Raw genomic sequence first — 22,119 nt, 5'->3', positions numbered from 1 at the left:
GACAAAACAACTCTCGTAGTATATTGCACACCAGTGTCTACCCGACTTCTACTATATGAGGATAATAAGCAGCTTCGCGAAAGTGTTGGCGCACTGATTTCTTTTTCGGAAGATTTTATACTCACCGGAAGTTTTGGCGAAGTACTATCGGTGGAGGAACAAGTAAAAACGCTTCAACCTGAAGTCATTTTAATGGACATTGACTTACCAGGAATGAATGGCATTGAAGCTGTAAAAAAGATCCGGGCTTTCAACTCATCTATATATATATTGATGCTCACGGTGTTTGACGACAACAAACACGTACTCGATGCCATCTGTGCGGGAGCTTCCGGATATTTATTAAAGAAATATCTTCCTGAAAAGTTAATTGAATCTATTCATGAAGTAATGAACGGTGGTGCACCCATGAGCCCCGGCATTGCACGATTGGTTGTGGCACAATTGCAACAACTACCGGCCGACCAGGCTAATAAATATCAACTCACTGCACGTGAGAAGGAAATTCTTGCAAGCCTGTCCAAAGGCAATAGCTACAAACTCATTGCAGCTCATTTTTCGATCAGCATCGATACTGTGCGCACACACATTAAGCACATCTACGAAAAACTCCAGGTGAGAAGTCAGACAGAAGCTGTCTCAAAAGCGATCAACGAAAAATTAGTGTAGAGACCGTGTTAAAGCACGCTTACTAAATTCACATTCCAACACAAGTACTGTAACCCCAAGGCTCACATTTTCGTGTGATGCACTCGATAGGTTCCATACATTACCTTCGTGCATTGGTTTATAAAAGTTATGCGTACTGAAAGACCCTCTCTATATCTTAATTAGTGCAATGCTGAAATATACTTTGCCTAATTAAGACTTCAGTACGTATGCTAAAAGATATATAGTTGTTGCGTTGGCTTTAGCAACAGTTGGTTGGCGTCCTGTTCGGGAAAATATTCCGGACGGTATCTTTAGGATGTGCATCGTGGCCGGTGGTTGGAACCTTGTTAAGGTATATATTTTGATGGCGTTGAAAATTACACCATCGATCAGCGTCAATAGTAGTTTGACCTGATAAGAAACCTCTCCAACCACCGACACCACATCAACATTCTATCGCAATTGCATTAGTTCTATAAAGACAAAAGAAAAAGTAGGCTTTAATCAATTTCTGTTTATAGTTTTCAAGGTGAATAAAAGCGACAGTAGTGTGTCGCTTTTTTACTATGCGGCATTTCGGACTTTAGAGTACCTTCCCGCAAACCACCTTGCTCACATGAAAAATAACGTTGACCTGCTAAAGAATAGAAGTTCCAACAACCGGCAGCATTGCATTGAATTTCTGGAGGCATTTGAAGCGCATGATATAGATGCCATGCTTGATCGTTGTACACACGATGCAACCGTTCAGTTTATTCCTTTAGGGAAATCATTTGCTGGCAATGTCCATTCCCTTGGGCGTATATTCTGGAGTGCATTCCTTGAAAGCTTCTCCAACCTGAAGATCATCTTTCATCACACCAATTGGGTAGAAGAAGATGCAGACCGAATCACTATGCTTATCACCCTTCATGCGTTACATACCTATACCTTTGCAGGAATTAAAAGTGAAGGACGTGAGTTAAACTGCAAACACCTGGTGATCTTTCAACTGAATGAAAACAGTAAGATTACAAATATAGAGGTGAGCTGGAATCACCGTGAAATGAAAGCACAGCTTACCGATCGTCATTAAAGACCGTTCATAAGATTTATTTTAAAAGCATCCATTCGATACGTGATTCTCCTGATATTGCAAGTTGAATCAACTCACGTTTATGAAAAGTCTATACTATTGGATGGCATTTTTCTGTGCGCTCAGCATAGCAGGCTGCAACCATGAAAAAGAAACCAGTCACTATCCAAACGTTCAACCTCAAAAAGCAGAAAAAAAAACTTTTGAAATAGTATCCCGTCACGGCCACAAACGTGTTGACGATTACTATTGGATGAAGAACCGTGAAGACTCTGCTGTGATACAATATCTAAAAGCTGAGAATGCATATGTCGACACGATGCTTAGCCATACAAAACCATTGCAGGAAAAACTTTTCAATGAGATGAAAGGGCGCATCAAAGAAAAAGATGAGTCAGTTCCCTACAAACTTGATGACTACTATTACTATACCCGCTATGAAGAAGGATACGAGTATCCTGTATTTTGTCGTAAAAAAAGTTCGCTCGATGCAGCCGAAGAAATCATCGCCAATGGTAATGAACTAAGCAAAGGCCATAACTTTTTTGATATTGATATAGAAGTTAGTCCCGATCACAATCTTACCAGCATTATTGTAGATACAGTAGGGCGCAGATTTTATACCATTACCATCAAGGATCTTAAAACAGATAAAGTATATACTGACAAGATCGGAGGGACGGAAGGAGAGGCAGTGTGGTTTAACGACAATAAAACCATCCTATACGTAAAGGCGGATCCAAAAACGCTTATCGGCAACAAAGTATATAGACATACCCTGGGAACAAATCCTTCCAGTGATGAACTGATCTACACCGAAAAGGATTCTACATTAGAATGCTTTATCTATAAATCAAAATCTGAGAAGTATATATTTATTACCAGTGGGAGAACGGATGCCCAGGCCGTTCAGTTTATACCTGCTGATCAACCAAAGTCCAAACCCGGAATTATAGAACCACTACAAGCTAATATAAAGTATTCTGTAGACCATGCCGGTGATAGATTCTATATACTTACAAACCTGGATGCACCGAATTACCGGATTGTTGAAACACCAGTAACAAAACCTGGTAAAGCGAATTGGAAAGATCTCATCCCTCACAATGAAAAAGCATTCATTGAGGACATGGAATTGTTCAAAGACAATCTTTTGCTGCAGGAAACTGTAGAGGGGCTGACTAAAATTCGGATCATTCGCTGGAGCGACAAATCAGAACAAAGTATTGAATTTGAAGAAGCCGCATACGATGCCTCACTCTCGGCTAACCCCGAATTCAATACGAGCATCATTCGCTATAATTACCAGTCGCTTACAACTCCCAGCTCCGTGTATGACTATGATGCGAACACGCGTGAGAAAAAACTTTTAAAGCAACAGGAGGTATTGGGAGGTTTCGATCGGAATAACTACCAGGCAGAACGGGTTATGGCAAAAGCCAGTGATGGTGCGTTGGTCCCTATATCTATAGTATATAGAAAAGATTTATTCAAGAAAGATGGAACAAATCCGGGACTCCAATATGCCTATGGATCGTATGGTTATTCTACGGTGCCGTTTTTCAGCTCTTCGCGCTTAAGCCTCCTCGACCGTGGATTTGTATATACCATCGCGCACATTCGTGGCGGACAGGAAATGGGAGGTAAATGGTACGAAGACGGCAAGATGCTGAAAAAGAAAAATACATTTACCGATTTTATAGATTGCTCTGAATACCTGGTACAGAATAAATATATAGCGAAAGATAAACTCTTTGCGAACGGAGGAAGTGCAGGTGGGTTACTGATGGGAGCCATTACAAACATACGCCCTGATCTATATAAAGGTGTAATCGCAGAAGTGCCGTTTGTAGATGTGATCACCACCATGATGGATGAAACTATACCATTAACAACCTTCGAGTGGAAAGAGTGGGGCAACCCAAATGTAAAAGAGGAGTATGATTATATGCTCTCCTACTCTCCATACGATAACGTTGAGAAAAAGAATTATCCGAATCTTTTAGTTACCACGGGTCTGCACGATAGTCAGGTGCAATATTGGGAGCCAGCGAAGTGGGTAGCTAAACTTCGCGAATTTAAAACCGATAAGAACCTGCTCCTTTTCAAAACGAATATGAGTGCTGGTCATGGCGGCTCGTACGGGAGATTTCAGGCGTTGAAAGATGAAGCACTGGTAGATGCTTTCATGCTCGACCTCGCAGGCATTCAAGAGTAGAGTAAACCTACTATAATTACCATCAGCCAAAATAAGGCGCAAAGATTCACATCGTAACTGTGATGTCTTTGCGCCTTTACTTTTTAAGTATAAATCATTCGGCTAGGCCGTCATAGAGCAAAGCGATTGTATTGTTCAGATAGCCTTACAATCCATACTATATACTATTCAATACCGGGAAGCATTCACCACTATATCTGCATTCTTCCATGCTTTAGAGAATCGCTTGGCGGTAGCGATTACTTCGGCTTTCTTGCCAAGCTTTTGCTGACTCATTTGTAAGCCTATAAGCGACCATCCATTCTCGCGATTGCTCTTCAAATCAATCAGATATACTTGTTCTGCTTCTGCAAATTGACCGGCATCAAACAATGCCGCCCCTAAAAAATGACGTGCAGGAATTTTCCAGTCAGGTGGCTCCATATACCGGAGATCGTCTTCTGCTTTCACAGCTTCGCGTAATGCATCCAACCCTGCTTCCAATTTATTTTGTTTCAGGAAAATTTCACCACGTAAAATATGTAGCGGTACTTTCACTATTGCAGATACCGGATTAAAAGAAAAGTATACGGATTGCAGCGTGTCCATTTTCGTCAAAGAATCAAGCTTCGATAATTCTACTGTTGCCTGATTCGTATTTCCTGCACGAACAAAGGCTATACCTCTGGAAAATCGCCAGATGAGCTGCGTATAGATTTGATTTTTATCCGGAGCCGGTAACGAAAGTATATCCGTCCATTTTCCGAATCGTACATAAGCAAGCATCGGCTCAACGCCAAAGTACTGACCAAAAACAGGGTTTGTGGCCACGACTATATTTCCTTTATAGGCAAGCTTCAGTGCATTTTGAATAGCTAGGTTACTGCGGCCTTCCATATAGGAGCTAAACGTTATAAAGTCTATATTATGAGGATAGTAGCCCATACGATACATCCCTTGATTCGCGGACGCGGAAAGATATTCCTCATCAACTTTAACGGCCTTTACGTTCATCTCGATCGAGCGCGCGTATTGACCAGTGCGGATATAAATATGCGAAGGCATGTGTAACAAATGACCGGCTCCCGGCATCGCTGTCTCTAAGAACTGCGCACTCGGCAAAGCGATCTCCGGAGTGGGAGATGCTTCTACAAGATGTATATATAGGTGATGAGCTCCCGGGTGTTTGGGAAACTTACGCATTACATTTTCTAATATACCTTTCGCTTCTGCTATAGAAGGCTTCGATGAACCATCTTTATTCCAGTAATCCCACGGCATTGTGTTCATAATAGCATCTGCACAAAGCGTTTGTGCCTCCGCATCGTCCGGATACTTTTTAGACAAGCGAAGCATGGCATCTGCATAGGCCCTGTTCAAGGAATCGCGATTATCATAAGCCTTACCGTTATAGCGTGCTGCTATAGCATCAATAAAATCTTTTTCAACCTGAGATATAGGCGTTGTACGCGCCTTTGCTTTTTGCACTGCTTCAAATGCGATCCGCTCACGGTCTTTCGGATTTACATCGTTCAGATTAGGACCGTACGCTAATGCAAGACCCCAATATGCCATCGCGAAATCAGGATCAAGTCGTATTGCTTCGCGAAAAGAGTGAATCGCTTCCCAGTGATTGAAACCGTATATCAGCCGCAGGCCCTGTTCAAAAAACTCTTGTGCCTGAAGTGATTTTGTGGTGACCGGATAATGGAGATCTCCAAGTCCCGGTAGCAATGTCGCCTTGGTATATATAGTATCGAGACCGTCAAATGAAAAAGAACCGCACATGGTTATTCTTGTCTCAGCGGGCCGGGTATACATAATCTTATCAGGTCCTTCTGATTCTTTCCATGACCACAAAATGGTTACGGCGAGAAGCAGTATAACAATTACTTTTCGGGAAAGGGTATTTTTCATGACGGGGGTTTTACAGGATTTGATTTACTTATCACGCTTACGATAAAAGTTACGAAATGTTGAGACATGAACCTTAATGGAGACAACTTATTCTAAAGAGAATTAAAGCGGCAGGTTACAGAATTCATTTATACTGTCGAAATTCATATCTCCAGGCATAATAATTTAACGTATTTGTTTCCAGGATTTCTCCATCAACATAAAAACAAAAAAGTATGAAACGAAAATTTAGTACCTACCTGTTTCTTGGCATGTTGCTTTCTGCAGTATGTGCCTGTGATGACGATGATGAGGAAACACGCTCCGTGCAAGGTCGCTGGCAGGGAACACTACTGGAAGTAAAACTGGAAGCGTTTGGCGTTACGGTAAGAAGTGAAGAAGATGATACATTCGATGCTGTTATTGAATTTAAGAGCGGAGGCGAGGTGACTATCGAGGACGAAGGACAATCTGCTACAGGCACCTGGAAACAGAGTGGTAACACCATAACCATTACCGCAGACTTTTCCATTGAAGGTATTGATCTTTCAGGTGATTACACTATAGAAGAAATATCCGAAACTAAACTCGAACTATATACCGAGCGCAACGGAACGTATGAAGATCCTGACAGTGGCACGGAAATAGAAGGTACTATAAAGGCTACACTATATTTCAACGCTTTGCCCTGATCTTCGCCTGCTCATATTGCAGCACTTCCTTATTGATTTGCTTGGCCAGCGAAGGCCCTTCATATATAAAGCCGGTATATACCTGAACAAGGTCTGCACCGGCTTTTAATTTATCTATAGCATCTTCTGCAGACATTATTCCGCCAACTCCTATAATCGGAAAATTCTTTCCGAGTTTATCGCGCAGGTATGCAATTACCTGGGTAGATCGTTGTGTAAGAGGCTTACCGCTCAAGCCACCATTTCCTATAGCTGCAATATCTTCCTGGCTTGTAATCAAGTCGCTTCTGTCTATCGTTGTATTGGTAGCAATCACGCCATCGGTTTTTGTTTCCTTTAGTATAGCAACAATATCATCCAGCTGTGAAGGCGAAAGATCAGGAGCTATCTTTAATAAAACCGGTTTATACTTTTCTTTTTGCTTGCTGAGTTCAATTACATGGCTCAACAATTTTAGCAATGGCTCTTTCTCCTGCAATTCACGCAGGCTAGGTGTATTGGGAGAACTTACGTTGATCACAAAATAATCTACATACGGATATAGCGCTTCAAAGCAAGAAGCGTAATCTTCCAAAGCTTGTTCGTTGGGCGTTACCTTATTTTTACCAATGTTACCGCCTACCAGTATAGATGATTTTCTGGACTGTAGACGATTAACAGCATTGAGTGCTCCCTGGTTATTAAAACCCATTCTGTTAATAAGCGCCTGATCTTGTGGAAGGCGAAATAGCCTGGGTTTATCATTTCCCGGCTGAGGTTTGGGGGTTAACGTACCGATCTCGGTAAATCCAAACCCCAGGCAACTCATTTCATCAATAAGTCTGGCGTCCTTATCAAAACCGGCAGCAAGGCCTACAGGATTTTTAAATCTTAATCCAAAAATTACACGTTCCAGTTGCGGATCTTCAAAACCAAACAAAGCATGGAGCAAAGCCTTACCCCCTGGTATTCTTCCTATTATGCGGAGAGTTGTAAAAACGAGGTGGTGAATTTTTTCCGGATCGACGAGAAAAAGTAGCGGGCGGACAAACAATTTGTACATAAAGACAAAGATATACAGTTAGGCAAGGATAATAACTACTGGCGGAATTCACCTATTGTTAATGTTAAAAAATAGTATGTTCGCGGCCTAAATAAACTTTTAGCTTATCTATGAAAAAACTTTTAGTTATTGCGTCAATCACATTCTTTGCCCTTACGTTCGCAAACAATGTGCAGGCACAGGAAGCCGTTAAGAACCGTTTAGGTTTCTTTTTGGCAGCAGCATCAGGCGACATTGATGAAGTAGGAATTGGCGGAATCGGTGAATTTAAAGTAGCAAAGAAAGTAACGATTTCTCCTCAGTTCATCCTTTATTTCCCTGAAGATCGCGGACCATACGATGTTAACTTCCTTGAAGTAAACGTGAATGCTAACTATTATTTTTACAACAAAGACATCTTTGAGTTCTATGGCTTTGGTGGATTAAACTTTACGCGTTGGCATACTGATTGGGATGACAACAGAGTCAATGACAACAGCGATGTTGAAATCGGTTTAAACGTTGGTGGTGGTATCAACTTTGAAGTAAACAAAAGTTTCGTACCCTTTTCTGAAATTCGTGCAACCATTGGTGACTTTGACCAAATCGTAATCTCTGCTGGTTTAAAATTCAACCTGCGCTAATACGCTATATACTTATACTAAAAATGCCTGGCTTCGCAGTCAGGCATTTTTTATGGTTCGTTATTAACTTTCTTCTTACGCTTCGGAAATTTCTTAAGCGCTTTATATACCGAGCTATCAATCAGTTTGGTGTCACTGGAATCAATCAAAATGGTGCCACTGGTTTTCCAAAGCTCTTTGCTTGAACGCAGATCACTTACTTGAATTTCAAGTAAGCTCTCTCTAAAATCACGTGACCACGAGCGCGATTGATCAACATCCGCTGCAGTAGATGCAGGAGTCTCGCCTAACGGACCCAGATTTTCAGAATTGGTAAGTTTGAATGATCCCGTAACATAACTTACAATAAGCTGTGCTGACGAGTCATCCACAAAACGATATCCCTTTGCTTCAAACTCTGTAACAATAGCAGTCTTCATTTTTTTAAAGAGTTCATCTTCGCTTATCTTCCGCTCGTCTTTCGGTGTTATTAACTCACCTCTTGCGACCGTAAAAGTCTCGAACACGGAAACGTCAACATTCGGGGCCTTCACAATCTTGAAAGATTGCGCCATGATTGAAAGGCTACAGAATAATAAAACAGTGGATATAGTATATTTTTTCATTTGTATATAATTACGAGCATTCAACAACACATTGCCAGTCTAACGTTACGAATACTCAGGCGTGAAGGTAACACCAAACCTTGTTACCTACTAACGCTCTACTGTAATTTACAAAATTCATGAACGTGGATGAAACTCCTGGATCACCTGACGTAAATAGTCTCTATCAAGGTGAGTATATATTTCAGTGGTGGTAATCGATTCATGGCCCAACATTTCCTGAACGGCACGCAGATCTGCACCACCTTCTATCAGGTGTGTTGCAAATGAATGTCGGAACGTATGAGGGCTGATTGTTTTGTTTAGCGCAATACTGGATGCCAGGCGCTTGATGATGGTGAAGATCATCACGCGGGTGAGCTTTTTACCATTACGATTCAGAAACACAAAAATCTCTGAATCTTTCTGCGGCGGCTTATGCGGATGTTTACCGCGAATTTCATCAATATAAATTTTAAGGAACTTCATGGCATCACGTCCAATGGGCACCAGACGTTCCTTATTTCCTTTACCCACTATGCGGAGAAAACCTATATCAAAATAAACATTGTTCATTTTAAGATCCGTGAGTTCACTCACGCGCAAACCGGAACTGTACAACACCTCCAGCATAGCACGGTTGCGTCCTCCCTCTGCAGAAGACATATCAATGGCATTGAAAAGTTTTTCAATCTCCGGATAACTCAACGTATCCGGTAACTTACGTCCTAATTTAGGTCCTTCAATTAATGCTGTAGGATCTTTATCGATCAACTCTTCAAACAACATATACTTATAGAATGCTTTAATACCGGAAAGTATTCGCGCCTGGCTATAGGCACTCATTCCTAGTTCGTTGATATACTCCAGAAATCCCTGCAACACTTTGGTCGTAACCTGGAGTGGTGAGCGCTGCGGATCTTTCATGGCAATGAATTGCTGCAGCATCTGTACATCATGAATGTAAGCTTCCACCGAGTTAGCAGCCAGCGAGCGTTCTATCTTCAGGTAATTACTAAAATGACGAACCTGCATTTCCCAATTCATACTCAATATTAAGAGAAAGAAGTTTTTATTTTTCAATCATGCCTTTAACTTTCGCTAATATCACAACTGAAATGAAATTACAGATCATCAATGGCCCGAATTTAAATTTGCTCGGCAAGCGTGAACCTACTGTCTATGGCAATATCTCTTTCGATGATTTTTTTGAAACATTGAAGAAGCGCTTTCCCGCTTGCGAACTTCATTACTATCAATCGAACGTAGAAGGCGAGATCATTAACAAGCTGCACGAGACCGGTTTTAATTTCGATGGAATCATCATCAATGCAGGAGCGTATACACATACTTCTATAGCGATTCACGATGCTATTGGTGCGATTAAAACTCCGACTGTAGAAGTTCATATTTCGAATGTATATGCGCGCGAAGAATTCCGCCACAAAAGTCTCATCACTTCTAAATGTGTAGGCATGATGACGGGCTTTGGTATGGAGGGATATGCGCTCGCAATTGAGTATTTCAAATCAGTACATGCGAAAAGTTAATTTGCGTTAGAGCAATATATACTTGTAATTACACGCGTGTAAAACGAATTATTTCAGAACCAGGAAACATAAGCTGATCTGAACCAGCCATAGGTTCTAGGAAATATACTTTAGTTGAAGGACGTTGCCCATGTTGCAGCAAACTTGCATGGCATAATTTATTAGCTTTGATCCATTAAGCATAAACAAAAAACACCATGATCTCTTTTTATCCAGGCCCCTCCCGTGTGTATGATGAGATACCAAAATATGTAAAAGATGCTTTTGCATTGGGCATCATGAGCATCAATCATCGCAGTGATGATTTCGTAAAGATGTCTGAACAGACTATAAAATTGCTAAAGCAAAAACTAAACATCCCTAAGAATTATACTGTATTCTTTACTTCGTCAGCTACGGAGTGCTGGGAGATCATTGCTCAATCTATAGTAACGGATAAGAGTTATCATTTATATAATGGTTCGTTTGGGCAAAAATGGTTTGACTATACCAAAAGAATCCGACCGTTTGCAGAACCGTTACCTTTTAATGTGAATGAAAAGCTGGATGCCAAGAAACTGATCTTTGATCTGAAAGAAGGTATTATCTGCATCACTCAAAATGAAACATCAAACGGCACGCAGGTAACGAACGCCACTATAAGGGCAATCAAAAAAAACAATCCCTCCTACCTGGTAGCAATTGACGCTACATCATCTATGGCAGGAATTGATCTTGACTTCAAGGCTGCGGACATATGGCTGGCATCGGTGCAAAAATGTTTTGGACTTCCTGCCGGTTTAGGAATCATGGTTTGTTCACCACAAACTATAGAGCGCGTAAAAACTGTAAACGAAAAAAATCACTACAACAGTCTTCCGTTCATGATAGAGATGATGGACAAATGGCAGACTCCTTTTACGCCAAACGTGCTCGGTATTTATTTACTGATGCGCGTGCTCGAGAATATGGACTCCATAAAAACCACACATGACATAACCTTAAATCGGTACACTAACTGGGTCAATTTTTTAAAACAACGAAAAACCATACAACACTTTGTTACTGAAGAAGGGGTTCAATCGCATACTGTTATCCCGGTAACGGCCGATGAAAATACAGTGAGTGCTATTAAGAAGAGCGCGAAGAAAGAAGGTATTTTATTGGGAGAAGGATATGGCACCTTTAAGCCCGTAACCTTCCGGATTGCTAATTTTCCGGCATTAAAAGACAAAGAGATCAAGACGTTAATGAAGTTCCTAGAGAAGTATTAGATGTATGGCGCAAACGTTAGTTGGAAACATAACAAAACAGATATATGTCTTACATTAAAAAAAATAATATATTCACTGCATAATATTTGTTGAAAAACTATTGACCTTTGCAATCACGATACGTTAACATGGCCGGAATCTCACGACAACTTATGCGAATAGTGCTTATAGCGTTGCTATTCCAATTTCTGTCACCGGCCTTTTTTACAGTGGTGACGCAAAATGGAAGTATGAATGAAGACAACCACGGTGTTGTAGTTCATGCACATCACAGCTCTATCGTAATTCCACAGTTATTAAAAGAAAAGGACGAAACAGAAGAGTATAAAGCTGATGTCCTTGACCTCGTTGACTTTTTCCCGCTCATTGATTTTACAGATCACTCTTTCGTTCTTACTCAACTGCACGAAAGCAAACTCACACCATTCTCGTTTGGTGATCGAATAGACCACCAGCCTCCGCTGTTTACGCTCTACAGCGTTTTCCTGATTTGATTTTTTTCCACTACAGGCCGACATTCTTGTCCCTGCAACGCTCATGCTATACGGCATCGCTGCGTAATTCCATTTAGTTTATTTTCTGATACAGCCGACCTGATCAATTCTCCCCAACTATAGTTTGGCCGGGTCGGTTTCGTCAGAGATCTCAACTCTCTCAATTAGTATTTCTTTTTATGAACAGAACAATAGGCTCGCCCCATTATCTGACCGTGAAGAATCCTGAAACAGTTTCATTAATTGAAATTCCGGTTTTATTCTATAGCCACTTCTACATGATCGTATCAGAGCTTCTCGAAGAGAAGAGTAATCAATGTTCGAAGTATATAGCTTATCCGGATGGGGATGGATTAAAATTCATCTGCTATATAAACGATATCAATACTGGTGAAATAAAGATCCTGAGTCATGAACTCATGGATGGAGATAAAAAGCAACTGCTATCGCTCTCTAAAGATTTTCACTCGATGTATTCATTCGAATCTGAGATCGCTAAAAACTTTGGAATTGACTTTTTATATCTGACATCCCTTCCTACCCAACGCTTATAATTTAAAACATGAAAACCTTAAATATTCCAAAAGATGGCCTCGCTGGCTTAAAAGAAAACTGGAAAGCTGACACGCTCTCCGGGTTTCTGGTATTTTTATTAGCACTTCCTTTAAGTCTTGGTATAGCCAAGGCCAGCGGCTTCGATGCTGCCATGGGTGTGCTCACCGCGATGATTGGCGGTTTAGTAGTAAGTATATTTCAAGGTGGCAGGCTCACCATTAAAGGCCCTGCTGCCGGCTTGATCACCGTATGTGCTGGAGCTGTTGCCGATTTAGGCGGACTGGGTATACCTGGCGTATCTGCAACACAACTGGCGTGTGGTGCTGTCGTTGTAATGTCGTTGATACAGGTACTATTCGGATTTTTGAAATTCGGATCCCTCAGCGATTTCTTTCCACACTCCGCTGTACACGGTATGCTGGCTGCTATTGGCGTTCTTATTTTCGCGAAACAGTTTCCCGTGTTACTGGGTGTTGACTCTGCACTTACCAAAGGCTTGAGCCCTATACAATTATATACTCACATACCGGTATTCATTGCGAATGCAAATTGGCATATAGCACTGGTAGGTCTGTTAAGTTTAGTGATCATCTTCGGATTGCCTGCGCTTGGTGGTGTATTCAAGAAAGTACCTGCTCCGATGCTGGTGTTATTGATCATGATCCCTACAGCTTTAGTCTTGAACTTCAAAGGCCTGTATAAAGGTTCACTCGTTTCAGTTGGTGACTTCTGGAAGAACGTAACATTCAGCGCAAGTTTTGCAGCCATCAACACATTCATTTTTTGGAAATATGTGTTCATGTTCTTGTTTGTGAACAGCCTTGAGTCTTTGTTAACGGTTAAAGCTATAGATGGTCTTGATCCATGGAAACGTAAATCAGACTATAATAAAGACCTGAAAGCTTTAGCACTTGGAAATGGAATCGCTGGTTTATTAGGAGGACTTCCGATGATCTCTGAAGTTGCGCGCAGTTCAGCGAACGTTAACAACGGTGGGCGTACACGCTGGTCGAACTTCTTCCACGGATTGTTCTTGTTCGTATCGATGCTGCTGCTTATACCAGTAATAGAAATGATTCCGAATGCGGCACTGGCTGCTATGCTGATTGCCGTTGCTTATCGTCTTGCATCACCCAAAGAATTTATAGGTACCTATAAAATCGGTCCTGAGCAGTTTGTGATCTTCGTGGTTACCATTATCGTAACGGTATCAGAAGATTTGTTACTTGGTGTTGCTGCCGGTATACTTACTAAATTTATCTTCCACATTATTAACGGTGCACCGATTTCAAGTTTGTTCAAAGCCGATTATGTGCTTCATGAAACAAATGATGAATATACTATAAACGTAAAGGGCGCTGCTACATTTTCAAATTTCCTAGGATATAAAAAACTCTTCGGACATTTTAAACCAGGAAAACTCATCACGTTTAATTTTTCAAATGCAAAACTGGTGGATCACTCTTTCATGGAGCAGCTGCACCATTTCGAAGAAGACTACCATCAGAGTGGTGGCAAAGTTGTGTGGACCGGTCTTGAGCAATTCAGTCCGTTCTCGAATCACCCGCTGGCGGGCCGCAAAATGTCAAAAGATTCTGCTACTAAAATTGAGATCAGACTTACACCGCGTCAAATTTCTCTTCGTGAGCTGGCCGATAAAAATGATTTGAACTTCTATCCTCAGAAAGTTCGCAATGCTGCGAAGTATAAAGATTTTCCAATTCAAAAAGGCAACCGTATTGTATACGAAGAAAACGTATTGGTAAAATATAGCGACCATGCAAAAATCGAAATCGCTGATATTATACTTAGCGAAGGTGCACGTCAGGAACAAAGCGATATACACATCAGCGTACTGCATGTATCTGACCTGGAGTTTACTATTCCTGATTTTGCATTAGAGCCAGAAGGGCTTTGGACTAAATTATCTGAACTGACATTCGGAAAAGATATAGACTTCAAGGATCACCCACTCTTCTCAAAGAAGTATTACCTGCGTGGCAATAACGAATCGGCAGTACGTGAATTCTTTAGTGAAAGTACGCTGGCTTATCTGGAGAACCAGGAAGAGATCCACATTGAATCACATCGTAATAAATTGTTGGTATATAAAAAACGCGAAGAACTCACTCCGGAAGAAGTGAAAGGTGCCATCGAATTTGTAGAAGGCTTCGTAGATATACTCAATAAACATCAGGTGCAACACGCATCTATATGAAGAGCCTAATGTCTTACAGATCGTTACTTTGGGAAGAGAAGACACTAATCATGGCATGCCATGAGAATGTAGAGGGTGCAAAGAGGAAATGGAATAATAATGTTTTTTTGATCAGCTCTCCCGGTAACGTTCTGCAAGGGCATAGCGACCTGCAGCTTCGAAGCTTAAAGCACTACCTGGAAGAGAAAGGCTGTAAACAAATTGTGATCGTTGGAAGCAATCATCCGGATGCGATCAAAAAGATACAGGAAGAAACTTCAGCCCCACCGTTGGCTGAAGATCTTTCCTTCAATTTGCGCCGTTTCTCTATAAACAACTTTGAAGTGAACAGAGCATTCTTTGAAAAAGCATTGCTTGAACTCAACGTAATTCAACAGTGTAATTTGTTGCTTGCATATGATTTCATTCGTGAGCGTGTATACCGAAAACAACTCCGGGTTGTCGGTATATTAAAGGCAGCAAAAGGAACAGAAGCTTTACAGGTATTTTACAATGGAGTTTCGTATAACCACATTGTTTCATTTAATTAATCCACGAGCGGGACATATACCTGCTAAAATAAAAATAATTTTGAGCGTGACTTCAGTATCTGTTTGCATCTAAATACAGCGGCAATACGTGGATAAAAAAAGCTCATGATAAACCCTAAAATCCCAGCATGAAAAAAATAGTATTTGCTATCCTGACAGGGATGGCCTTACCGGTTTTTGTTGTCTCGGCACAAACACAGACGCAGCCTGAGATTCAGGCTACGACAGAAGCGCAGCCTAAACCAAAGTCCAATACAATTGAGGAATTGAAATTAAAGTTGAACGAAGACGGAAGTCATTATTTAAAGTGGACTTTTCTAAATCAAGTGTGGCTTCGTTACAACGATAGCAACCCGGGTACAACCGTATTAGGAGATGCTGCCAAGCAGACCTTTGATATTGGATTGAGAAGAACGCGTATACAATTTTATGGTCAGTTAACGGATCACGTTTTCTTCTATACTCAATTCGGACAAAACAATTTCAACTTCCTTTCCGGACAAAATGCTACGAATAGTGGCAACCGTAAATTCCAGGTATTTTTTCACGATGCTTTAGGAGAATATAAAGTATGGAAAGATAACGACAAGCTAAAATTAGGTGGAGGTTTAACAATCGCCAACGGACTTTCAAGATTCAGTCAGCCAAGTATAGGAAGTATCATGACGTTGGACGTTCCTGTATTTGCTCAGGCCACTGTAGACCAAACGGATGAATTTTCACGCAAGCTAAGTGTATATGCACGTGGTCAGGTTGGCAAATTTGATTACCGTGTTGTGTTGAGTGATCCATTTCCTGTAACCAGCAATGGAGCTGCAGCACCTGCTATAGGTCCTAATGCAACCTTTGCTCAAACCGGACATCACAAGCAATATCAAGGTTTCTTCATGTGGAATTTCTTTGATAAAGAAACCAACACTACGCCTTACATGACGGGTACATATTTAGGCAAGAAGAAAATTTTCAACCTGGAAGCAGGCTTCATAACACAGAAGAATGCGATGTGGACTTCGAATGATGGAGGTATCACTACCGATTATCAGAATATGAAATTGTGGTCTGCAGCATTGTTCTATGATGCTCCGCTCAATACGGAAAAAGGAACTGCACTTTCTGCTTATGCTGGATACTATAACCTCGATTATGGCACCAACTATCTTCGCTTCAATGGTATAATGAACCCAGCCAACGGTGTCACCGGGTCACAGTATATATCCGGAACTCAAGGTAACGCATTCCCGATGTTTGGTACTGGCCAGGTATTATATACACAAATTGGATACTTACTGAAGAAAGATCTTTTAGGGGAAGGCAACGGAACGTTGATGCCCTACGCTTCTTTGATGAGTGCTGACTTCGATCGACTTGATGATAACATGAATGTATGGGACGTGGGGGTTAACTGGTTTATCAAAGGTCACTCAAGCAAAATCACGCTTGATTATCAGAACAGACCAACGTATGAAAACCAGAGCGGTGATTATGTAAAAACCGGAAACAAAGGACAGGTGTTACTTCAATACCAGATATTTTTCTAATAGATTTTTAATTAAAAACACTTGGGTAATACTACCGTTACCCGGTTCTTCCAATAGGTTTAGATTAGGTTAGGTAGGTAAATGCCGGGCGAACGTCCGGCATTTTGTTTTTATACCGCTACATAATGATGTGTTTTTGCAACCAGCCCTACCGTTGCATCCGTATGCATGCAAAAATCAAAATTCTAACCATGTCTAAAAAAGCTTTAATCTTACTTTTATTATGTACCTGTATAACGCTGGCGCATGCCCAGACATTTATACCCAAGGCAGGACTTACCATTACCACATTGGATGCCGATGACTTTGTGAAGGAAATGGATAACAACGTTAAATCACAAACCGGGTTCGTCATTGGTGTAGCATATACTATACCGGTGGGAACCGTTGGAAAAGGAATTTTCTCTGTGCAACCAGAGCTGTCGTTTATTCAAAAAGGATTTAAGGTAGATGCTACCGGAGATTTTTCAGGCAGCGAATCAGAGTACTATATCTCCACGAAACAAGAGTATAAAATCAACTACCTGGAAATACCTGTATTGGCTAAATACGAATTCGGATCAGACCTATTGCGGTTTGCTATACATGCCGGACCTTCACTGGCATTCGGACTTGATGGCAGCTATAAAAGCAAGATGCATATAATGGATGATTTTGAATACGATGAAACCACCGACACAAAAGGCGACATCCGTTTTTATGATAGTGATGAAACTAACACAACTAACTTCGATCATAATATAGACTTCGGATTACAAGGTGGTGCCGGTATAACAATCGCCAAGCGTATAGCATTTGATGTGCGTTATGGCATGAGCCTCACTAACCTTAATCATCAGGAAAAAAGCAAGAACCGAGTATTACAATTTACAGTGGGCGTGCCCATCCTTTTCAACTAGTGTGCTATAGCAAAGTCCCTCTCAAAAGCCAGATTCTCATCTGGCTTTTTTCGTTAATTTTGTGGCATGTTTAATTTCAAGGAAATATTTTCGGTCACACTTATTCTGTTTTCGGTCATTGATATTCTGGGATCAATCCCTTTCATTATAACAATCCGGAAACGTGAAGGAAGAATTCAGGCTGAGAAAGCCACTATAATATCGGCTGCCTTGATGGTGGGCTTTTTATTCTTAGGACAATCCATCTTAAAATTATTTGGATTAGATGTTGCGTCCTTTGCGTTGGCAGGTGCCATTGTAATTTTCATCGTTGCCATGGAAATGATATTGGGCATTACATTGATTAAAGACGATCCGGATGCGAAAGGATCTGGCTCAATTGTACCACTTGCTTTTCCATTAATCGCAGGAGCAGGAACATTAACCACTATACTTTCTTTACGTGCCGTTTACCAGGAAGCGAATATTCTTGTCGGCATTTTATTTAACCTGATCTTTGTATACCTCGTGCTTCGCTCTTCGGTATGGCTGGAACGCGTGATTGGCAAATCAGGATTTGCTGTATTGCGCAGAGTATTCGGAGTGATACTGCTCGCCATTGCCGTAAAGATCTTTAAAACACATGCACTCGCTTTATGATAAGAATATATACCGATGGCGCAGCACAAGGCAACCCTGGTCCGGGAGGATACGGTGCAATCTTGAAATTCAAAGATGCTGCGAAAGAACTATCCGAAGGTTTCAGACTTACAACCAACAACCGGATGGAGTTGCTTGCAGTGATCAAAGCATTGCAGGCTATAAAAAAGGAAGGCATTCCCATCATGGTGTATTCTGATTCCGAGTATGTGATCAATGCCATCGAGAAGGGCTGGCTTTGGAATTGGCAGAAAAAGAATTTCAAAGACAAGGCGAATGCCGACCTGTGGCAACAATATATACCGCTTCATCAAAAATTTCAGCCCCGTTTTACCTGGGTGAAAGGCCATGCAGGCCACCCGGAAAATGAACGATGCGATCAATTGGCTGTGCAAGCTGCGCGCGGGGCCAGGCTTCTTATTGATGAAGCCTACGAACGAAAATAATATCGCAGCCTCCTCAACACCTGTTCACCATTTCAATCCTGCTAAATCGTTTTAAAAACACCTGCATACACTACATGCATTTGTTTTGTTGTTTATCTGTTACTAAGTATTGGGCACAACGTATATAAACATGGTGTAAATTTTTTACATTTGTTAACAATGAAAACTATCAAAAATATCAGGCCATCACGCACGCTGGTAGTTTTCTTTTTGTTAGCCTCAATCGTTTGCAGTTCTGTAACAGCTTTTGCTGCTATTCCCAAAGCGAAAGAACTTGTCTTCACCAAAAAGACAAAAGCTCATTCTAAATCAGTTGCTCAGTTTCCCTATGAGGAGAAAGAGAAAGAAGAAGAAAAAGGACTTGACAGAACACAAGATCATTTCTCCTTTCTATCACTGGTTGATGAAGCCACTCTCTTCTCTTTTGTTGAATCACACAATCACAGTTTTCTACACGCACCACATCCTTGTGAACTTATAGCACAGGTGCCTTTGTATCTCGTCAAGAGATCACTTCTTATTTAATTTATACTCCGTTCGCGCCAGCCTCCTGGCATTTGATGATACATTCTATTCAAATACATTTCGAATGAAGTTGCTATACTAAAGCATTTCATACAACACGAAGCATCATCAGGTACGCATTGCCTTATCCTCTTTCTGTTATACTATATTTTTTAAATCATTTTAATGAAAACGCAAAATTCCACTTTCGTTGAACTGGATACACCGCATGAGGTGAAGTCCAAAAGCTCTGCTTTCAACGAACATGAAGTAATACACGAGCTGAAGCACTATTTACCTGCGCAGGCTCCGCTTAAAGATTTCGTACATCACAATACACTCCATGCATTTCAAAAATTAAAGTTCCTGGATGCACTTGGAGAAGCGTCAGAATTATTCGGGTATAAAGTCCTGTTGTCATTGGACGAATATAGGACGCTATATAAATCACAACGCATTCGCGAAGAAGTAATCACGAAGGTTATCACAGAACAAAAGGGAGCGGCAGCAAAAACCGAATGGACTGAAAAGCTTCTTACAAAAGTATACGAGAACGCTGCATCGCCACGCATCGGATCATTGCGTTCCAACTGGAAGAGACATTACCAGGTAGATCTTGATTCTCTTGTACATCCTATTCTGTTCAGAATACTTTGCAGCTATCTCGATCAAGGAATTTCAATGTGGAATTTCCCTGTGTGGCATAAAGGTTTTCTTCCTTCTGTAAAAGAAATGGAACGTAACAGTTTCACCAGTTTCTTCAGAACCAAGCGCGCCAAGAATTTATTACTGAATGGTAATTATGCTATTAGTGACCTTCTGAAAATTCTTGTTGGAGACGAGTCGCTATATGAGCAATATCTTTTCGATCAGCAGTTTGCACATCCGGGTTGGTCTGGTATGGTATCTACTATTGAGAATCAACCGGAGACATTGTTGGATCAAAAGAAAATCTCTCTTCATGATTTAATCACTTTTGAACTCCTGCTGGAAATCGATGCGCTCGATTATCAATTCGGTAAGAACTGGTGTCCCTTAAATCTAAAATTAAAGGATAAACCTGTAGAGCTTTTTTCAAAAGTTCATAAGTCAGAATTACATGAAGTACTTTCTCTCTGGCAGCAGGCTTTTGAGTGGAGTTACTATGATGAAGTATTGGCAGGTATTCAAGCTCCAACGAAAAAAGAAAAAGAGCTTGACGCAAAAAGTTTTCAGGCAATGTTTTGCATCGATGATCGTGAATGCTCTTTGAGACGGTACCTCGAAAAGTTTGATCCTACTTGTGAAACATTCGGTACACCCGGGTTCTTTGGTGTTGAATTTTTCTTCCGTCCTGAACACGGAAAATTTCATACTAAACTTTGTCCTGCACCGGTTACACCTAAATTCCTCATCAAAGAAGTAGGTACGCGTAACAAAAGAAAGAAAGATATACACTTTACAAAACCAACACATTCACTGTTCCGCGGTTGGTTGATTACCCATACACTTGGCTTTTGGTCTGCTCTGAAGCTTTTCATAAATATATTCAAACCATCGATGAGCCCTGCGGCCGCGTCATCTTTCCGTCACATGGACAAGTATGCACAGCTTACCATCGAAAATAAAAATCCAGGTCATCGTGAACATGACTTACAGGTAGGATTCACAATCGATGAAATGGCTATACGTGTAGAAGGGCTTTTAAAAAGCATTGGCCTTGTAAAAGATTTCGCTCCTATAGTATATGTGGTAGGTCATGGTTCGAGCAGTGTAAACAATCCGCATTATGCAGCGTACGATTGTGGTGCTTGTTCCGGTAGAGCTGGTTCTGTAAATGCACGTGTCATCTGCTTTATGGCTAACCATCCAAAGGTTCGCGAAATACTGGCGGGTAAAGGAATTGTGATTCCGGAAGACACACAATTTGTTGGTGGCCTTCACGACACTACTCGCGATGAGATACTTTTCTTTGACGAAGATTTTCTTTCAGATAAGAATAAGAACAGCCATGTGAAGCATGAAGAATTATTCGCAAAAGTATTAGACTATAATTCTAAAGAGAGATCAAGAAGATTTGAGTCTATCGACACAAAATTGAGTCCTGCAAAAATTCATGATAAGATCAGAAGACGCTCAGTTTCTCTATTCGAACCGCGTCCCGAACTCAACCACGCCACCAATGCACTTTGCGTTGTAGGGAGAAGAGAACTTTCAAAAGGTTTATTCCTGGACAGACGTTCTTTCATGAACTCGTTTAACTATAAAGTTGACCCGGAAGGACAGTACTTATTTAATATACTCAAGGCAGCGGCTCCTGTATGCGGTGGTATAAATCTTGAATACTTCTTTTCGAGAGTTGATAATCAAAAACTTGGTGCGGGCACCAAACTTCCGCACAACGTAATGGGGCTTTTTGGAGTTGCCAATGGTATAGATGGCGATCTCCGTCCCGGGCTTCCAAGTCAGATGATTGAAGTGCATGATCCAGTGCGCCTGCTCATTATTGTTGAGCATTTCCCGGATATAGTATTACGAACGATACAGAAGGCACCGGAAACCTACGAGTGGTTCATTAACGAATGGGTAAATCTCGTAGCGGTTAACCCCGAGACAAGAGAGCTTTCCGTTTTCAAAGAAGGTGCATTCCATCCCTATGAGACTTTACAAAAGTCGGTGAAGGCTATAGCGGATGTAGCACCGCTGATCGAATCCCATCAGGAAAATATTCCGGTTCACGTACTCTCTTAAGTT

At 41.1% G+C, this 22,119-nt stretch carries 21 protein-coding genes; 17 read left to right on the top strand and 4 right to left on the bottom strand.

Going from position 1 to position 22,119, the window contains the following annotated elements; all coding sequences use genetic code 11:
* Positions 1–33 precede the first annotated feature (33 nt).
* The 3 genes from B5Y40_RS03230 to B5Y40_RS03220 all read left to right on the top strand — a co-directional run bounded on the left by B5Y40_RS03230 (position 34) and on the right by B5Y40_RS03220 (position 3,944).
* Positions 34–669, top strand: coding sequence for a response regulator (locus B5Y40_RS03230; protein ID WP_079685263.1), 636 nt, complete (start codon positions 34–36; stop codon positions 667–669).
* 598 nt (positions 670–1,267) lie between these two features.
* The gene (locus B5Y40_RS03225; protein ID WP_079685262.1) at positions 1,268–1,726 is read left to right on the top strand and encodes a nuclear transport factor 2 family protein; all 459 of its coding nucleotides are present in this window, start codon (positions 1,268–1,270) and stop codon (positions 1,724–1,726) included.
* 82 nt (positions 1,727–1,808) lie between these two features.
* A complete protein-coding gene (locus tag B5Y40_RS03220) occupies positions 1,809–3,944 on the top strand; it encodes a S9 family peptidase (protein WP_079685261.1) in 2,136 nt (711 codons plus the stop codon).
* A 168-nt stretch (positions 3,945–4,112) separates the two neighbouring features.
* Here B5Y40_RS03220 and B5Y40_RS03215 read toward each other — a convergent pair whose 3' ends face one another.
* Positions 4,113–5,840: a hypothetical protein gene (locus B5Y40_RS03215; RefSeq protein ID WP_079685260.1), complete on the bottom strand. Its 1,728-nt coding sequence runs from the start codon at positions 5,838–5,840 to the stop codon at positions 4,113–4,115.
* A gap of 215 nt (positions 5,841–6,055) precedes the next feature.
* Here B5Y40_RS03215 and B5Y40_RS03210 point away from each other — a divergent pair, with 215 nt between their 5' ends.
* The gene (locus B5Y40_RS03210; protein WP_143785584.1) at positions 6,056–6,511 is read left to right on the top strand and encodes a lipocalin family protein; all 456 of its coding nucleotides are present in this window, start codon (positions 6,056–6,058) and stop codon (positions 6,509–6,511) included.
* On the opposite strand, the gene B5Y40_RS03205 is transcribed toward B5Y40_RS03210, so the two are convergent.
* On the bottom strand, positions 6,495–7,553 hold the full coding sequence (locus B5Y40_RS03205; protein WP_079685258.1) for a quinone-dependent dihydroorotate dehydrogenase: 1,059 nt from the start codon (positions 7,551–7,553) through the stop codon (positions 6,495–6,497). The genes B5Y40_RS03210 and B5Y40_RS03205 overlap by 17 nt on opposite strands.
* 110 nt (positions 7,554–7,663) lie before the next feature.
* On the opposite strand from B5Y40_RS03205, the gene B5Y40_RS03200 reads away from it, so the two are divergent.
* Positions 7,664–8,176 (top strand): porin family protein, encoded by a 513-nt coding sequence (locus tag B5Y40_RS03200; protein WP_079685257.1) that lies wholly within the window; start codon positions 7,664–7,666, stop codon positions 8,174–8,176.
* Between the two features lie 50 nt (positions 8,177–8,226).
* Here B5Y40_RS03200 and B5Y40_RS03195 read toward each other — a convergent pair whose 3' ends face one another.
* Together B5Y40_RS03195 and xerD are read right to left on the bottom strand one after the other, a co-directional pair.
* The gene (locus tag B5Y40_RS03195; RefSeq protein ID WP_079685256.1) at positions 8,227–8,781 is read right to left on the bottom strand and encodes a DUF4136 domain-containing protein; all 555 of its coding nucleotides are present in this window, start codon (positions 8,779–8,781) and stop codon (positions 8,227–8,229) included.
* Positions 8,782–8,898: 117 nt separating this feature from the next.
* Positions 8,899–9,807 carry a site-specific tyrosine recombinase XerD gene (xerD, locus tag B5Y40_RS03190; protein WP_079685255.1) on the bottom strand — a complete coding sequence of 303 codons (909 nt, stop codon included), beginning with the start codon at positions 9,805–9,807 and terminating at the stop codon, positions 8,899–8,901.
* 71 nt (positions 9,808–9,878) lie between these two features.
* Here xerD and aroQ point away from each other — a divergent pair, with 71 nt between their 5' ends.
* The 12 genes from aroQ (at position 9,879) to B5Y40_RS03130 (ending at position 22,116) form a co-directional block, all read left to right on the top strand.
* Positions 9,879–10,310 (top strand): type II 3-dehydroquinate dehydratase, encoded by a 432-nt coding sequence (aroQ, locus tag B5Y40_RS03185; protein WP_079685254.1) that lies wholly within the window; start codon positions 9,879–9,881, stop codon positions 10,308–10,310.
* 197 nt (positions 10,311–10,507) lie between these two features.
* Positions 10,508–11,563, top strand: coding sequence for an aminotransferase class V-fold PLP-dependent enzyme (locus B5Y40_RS03180; RefSeq protein ID WP_079685253.1), 1,056 nt, complete (start codon positions 10,508–10,510; stop codon positions 11,561–11,563).
* A 152-nt stretch (positions 11,564–11,715) separates the two neighbouring features.
* Complete coding sequence (locus B5Y40_RS03175; RefSeq protein WP_143785583.1) at positions 11,716–12,057, top strand: hypothetical protein; 342 nt, start codon at positions 11,716–11,718, stop codon at positions 12,055–12,057.
* Between the two features lie 179 nt (positions 12,058–12,236).
* Entirely contained in the window at positions 12,237–12,611 is a 375-nt protein-coding gene (locus B5Y40_RS03170) for a hypothetical protein (protein WP_143785582.1), read from the top strand.
* A gap of 8 nt (positions 12,612–12,619) precedes the next feature.
* Complete coding sequence (locus tag B5Y40_RS03165) at positions 12,620–14,830, top strand: SulP family inorganic anion transporter (RefSeq protein ID WP_079685250.1); 2,211 nt, start codon at positions 12,620–12,622, stop codon at positions 14,828–14,830.
* Positions 14,827–15,360, top strand: coding sequence for a carbonic anhydrase (locus tag B5Y40_RS03160; protein ID WP_079685249.1), 534 nt, complete (start codon positions 14,827–14,829; stop codon positions 15,358–15,360). The genes B5Y40_RS03165 and B5Y40_RS03160 overlap by 4 nt, the downstream gene beginning before the upstream one ends.
* A gap of 128 nt (positions 15,361–15,488) precedes the next feature.
* The gene (locus tag B5Y40_RS03155) at positions 15,489–16,898 is read left to right on the top strand and encodes a hypothetical protein (RefSeq protein ID WP_079685248.1); all 1,410 of its coding nucleotides are present in this window, start codon (positions 15,489–15,491) and stop codon (positions 16,896–16,898) included.
* A gap of 191 nt (positions 16,899–17,089) precedes the next feature.
* Positions 17,090–17,797 carry a porin family protein gene (locus B5Y40_RS03150; RefSeq protein ID WP_159453588.1) on the top strand — a complete coding sequence of 236 codons (708 nt, stop codon included), beginning with the start codon at positions 17,090–17,092 and terminating at the stop codon, positions 17,795–17,797.
* 66 nt (positions 17,798–17,863) lie between these two features.
* Positions 17,864–18,436 carry a MarC family protein gene (locus B5Y40_RS03145; RefSeq protein WP_079685246.1) on the top strand — a complete coding sequence of 191 codons (573 nt, stop codon included), beginning with the start codon at positions 17,864–17,866 and terminating at the stop codon, positions 18,434–18,436.
* Complete coding sequence (gene rnhA / locus B5Y40_RS03140) at positions 18,433–18,882, top strand: ribonuclease HI (RefSeq protein WP_079685245.1); 450 nt, start codon at positions 18,433–18,435, stop codon at positions 18,880–18,882. The genes B5Y40_RS03145 and rnhA overlap by 4 nt, the downstream gene beginning before the upstream one ends.
* A 159-nt stretch (positions 18,883–19,041) precedes the next feature.
* On the top strand, positions 19,042–19,407 hold the full coding sequence (locus B5Y40_RS03135; protein WP_079685244.1) for a hypothetical protein: 366 nt from the start codon (positions 19,042–19,044) through the stop codon (positions 19,405–19,407).
* 165 nt (positions 19,408–19,572) lie between these two features.
* Positions 19,573–22,116 (top strand): YbcC family protein, encoded by a 2,544-nt coding sequence (locus tag B5Y40_RS03130; RefSeq protein ID WP_079685243.1) that lies wholly within the window; start codon positions 19,573–19,575, stop codon positions 22,114–22,116.
* Positions 22,117–22,119 lie beyond the last annotated feature (3 nt).

Source organism: Ohtaekwangia koreensis (assembly GCF_900167975.1).
Taxonomy (GTDB): domain Bacteria; phylum Bacteroidota; class Bacteroidia; order Cytophagales; family Cyclobacteriaceae; genus Ohtaekwangia; species Ohtaekwangia koreensis.
Note: the sequence above shows the minus strand (reverse complement) of the source record. Positions and strands in the feature narration are given on the sequence as shown.

Bases quoted from the DNA above. Each gene is read 5' to 3' on its own strand.
- B5Y40_RS03145 (WP_079685246.1), top strand. From the start codon at position 17,864: ATGTTTAATTTCAAGGAAATATTTTCGGTCACACTTATTCTGTTTTCG.
- B5Y40_RS03155 (WP_079685248.1), top strand. From the start codon at position 15,489: ATGAAAAAAATAGTATTTGCTATCCTGACAGGGATGGCCTTACCGGTT.
- B5Y40_RS03175 (WP_143785583.1), top strand. From the start codon at position 11,716: ATGCGAATAGTGCTTATAGCGTTGCTATTCCAATTTCTGTCACCGGCC.
- xerD (WP_079685255.1), bottom strand. From the start codon at position 9,807: ATGAATTGGGAAATGCAGGTTCGTCATTTTAGTAATTACCTGAAGATA.
- B5Y40_RS03215 (WP_079685260.1), bottom strand. From the start codon at position 5,840: ATGAAAAATACCCTTTCCCGAAAAGTAATTGTTATACTGCTTCTCGCC.
- rnhA (WP_079685245.1), top strand. From the start codon at position 18,433: ATGATAAGAATATATACCGATGGCGCAGCACAAGGCAACCCTGGTCCG.
- B5Y40_RS03200 (WP_079685257.1), top strand. From the start codon at position 7,664: ATGAAAAAACTTTTAGTTATTGCGTCAATCACATTCTTTGCCCTTACG.
- B5Y40_RS03170 (WP_143785582.1), top strand. From the start codon at position 12,237: ATGAACAGAACAATAGGCTCGCCCCATTATCTGACCGTGAAGAATCCT.
- B5Y40_RS03165 (WP_079685250.1), top strand. From the start codon at position 12,620: ATGAAAACCTTAAATATTCCAAAAGATGGCCTCGCTGGCTTAAAAGAA.
- B5Y40_RS03160 (WP_079685249.1), top strand. From the start codon at position 14,827: ATGAAGAGCCTAATGTCTTACAGATCGTTACTTTGGGAAGAGAAGACA.
- B5Y40_RS03225 (WP_079685262.1), top strand. From the start codon at position 1,268: ATGAAAAATAACGTTGACCTGCTAAAGAATAGAAGTTCCAACAACCGG.
- B5Y40_RS03180 (WP_079685253.1), top strand. From the start codon at position 10,508: ATGATCTCTTTTTATCCAGGCCCCTCCCGTGTGTATGATGAGATACCA.
- aroQ (WP_079685254.1), top strand. From the start codon at position 9,879: ATGAAATTACAGATCATCAATGGCCCGAATTTAAATTTGCTCGGCAAG.
- B5Y40_RS03205 (WP_079685258.1), bottom strand. From the start codon at position 7,553: ATGTACAAATTGTTTGTCCGCCCGCTACTTTTTCTCGTCGATCCGGAA.
- B5Y40_RS03150 (WP_159453588.1), top strand. From the start codon at position 17,090: ATGTCTAAAAAAGCTTTAATCTTACTTTTATTATGTACCTGTATAACG.
- B5Y40_RS03135 (WP_079685244.1), top strand. From the start codon at position 19,042: ATGAAAACTATCAAAAATATCAGGCCATCACGCACGCTGGTAGTTTTC.
- B5Y40_RS03130 (WP_079685243.1), top strand. From the start codon at position 19,573: ATGAAAACGCAAAATTCCACTTTCGTTGAACTGGATACACCGCATGAG.
- B5Y40_RS03210 (WP_143785584.1), top strand. From the start codon at position 6,056: ATGAAACGAAAATTTAGTACCTACCTGTTTCTTGGCATGTTGCTTTCT.
- B5Y40_RS03220 (WP_079685261.1), top strand. From the start codon at position 1,809: ATGAAAAGTCTATACTATTGGATGGCATTTTTCTGTGCGCTCAGCATA.
- B5Y40_RS03195 (WP_079685256.1), bottom strand. From the start codon at position 8,781: ATGAAAAAATATACTATATCCACTGTTTTATTATTCTGTAGCCTTTCA.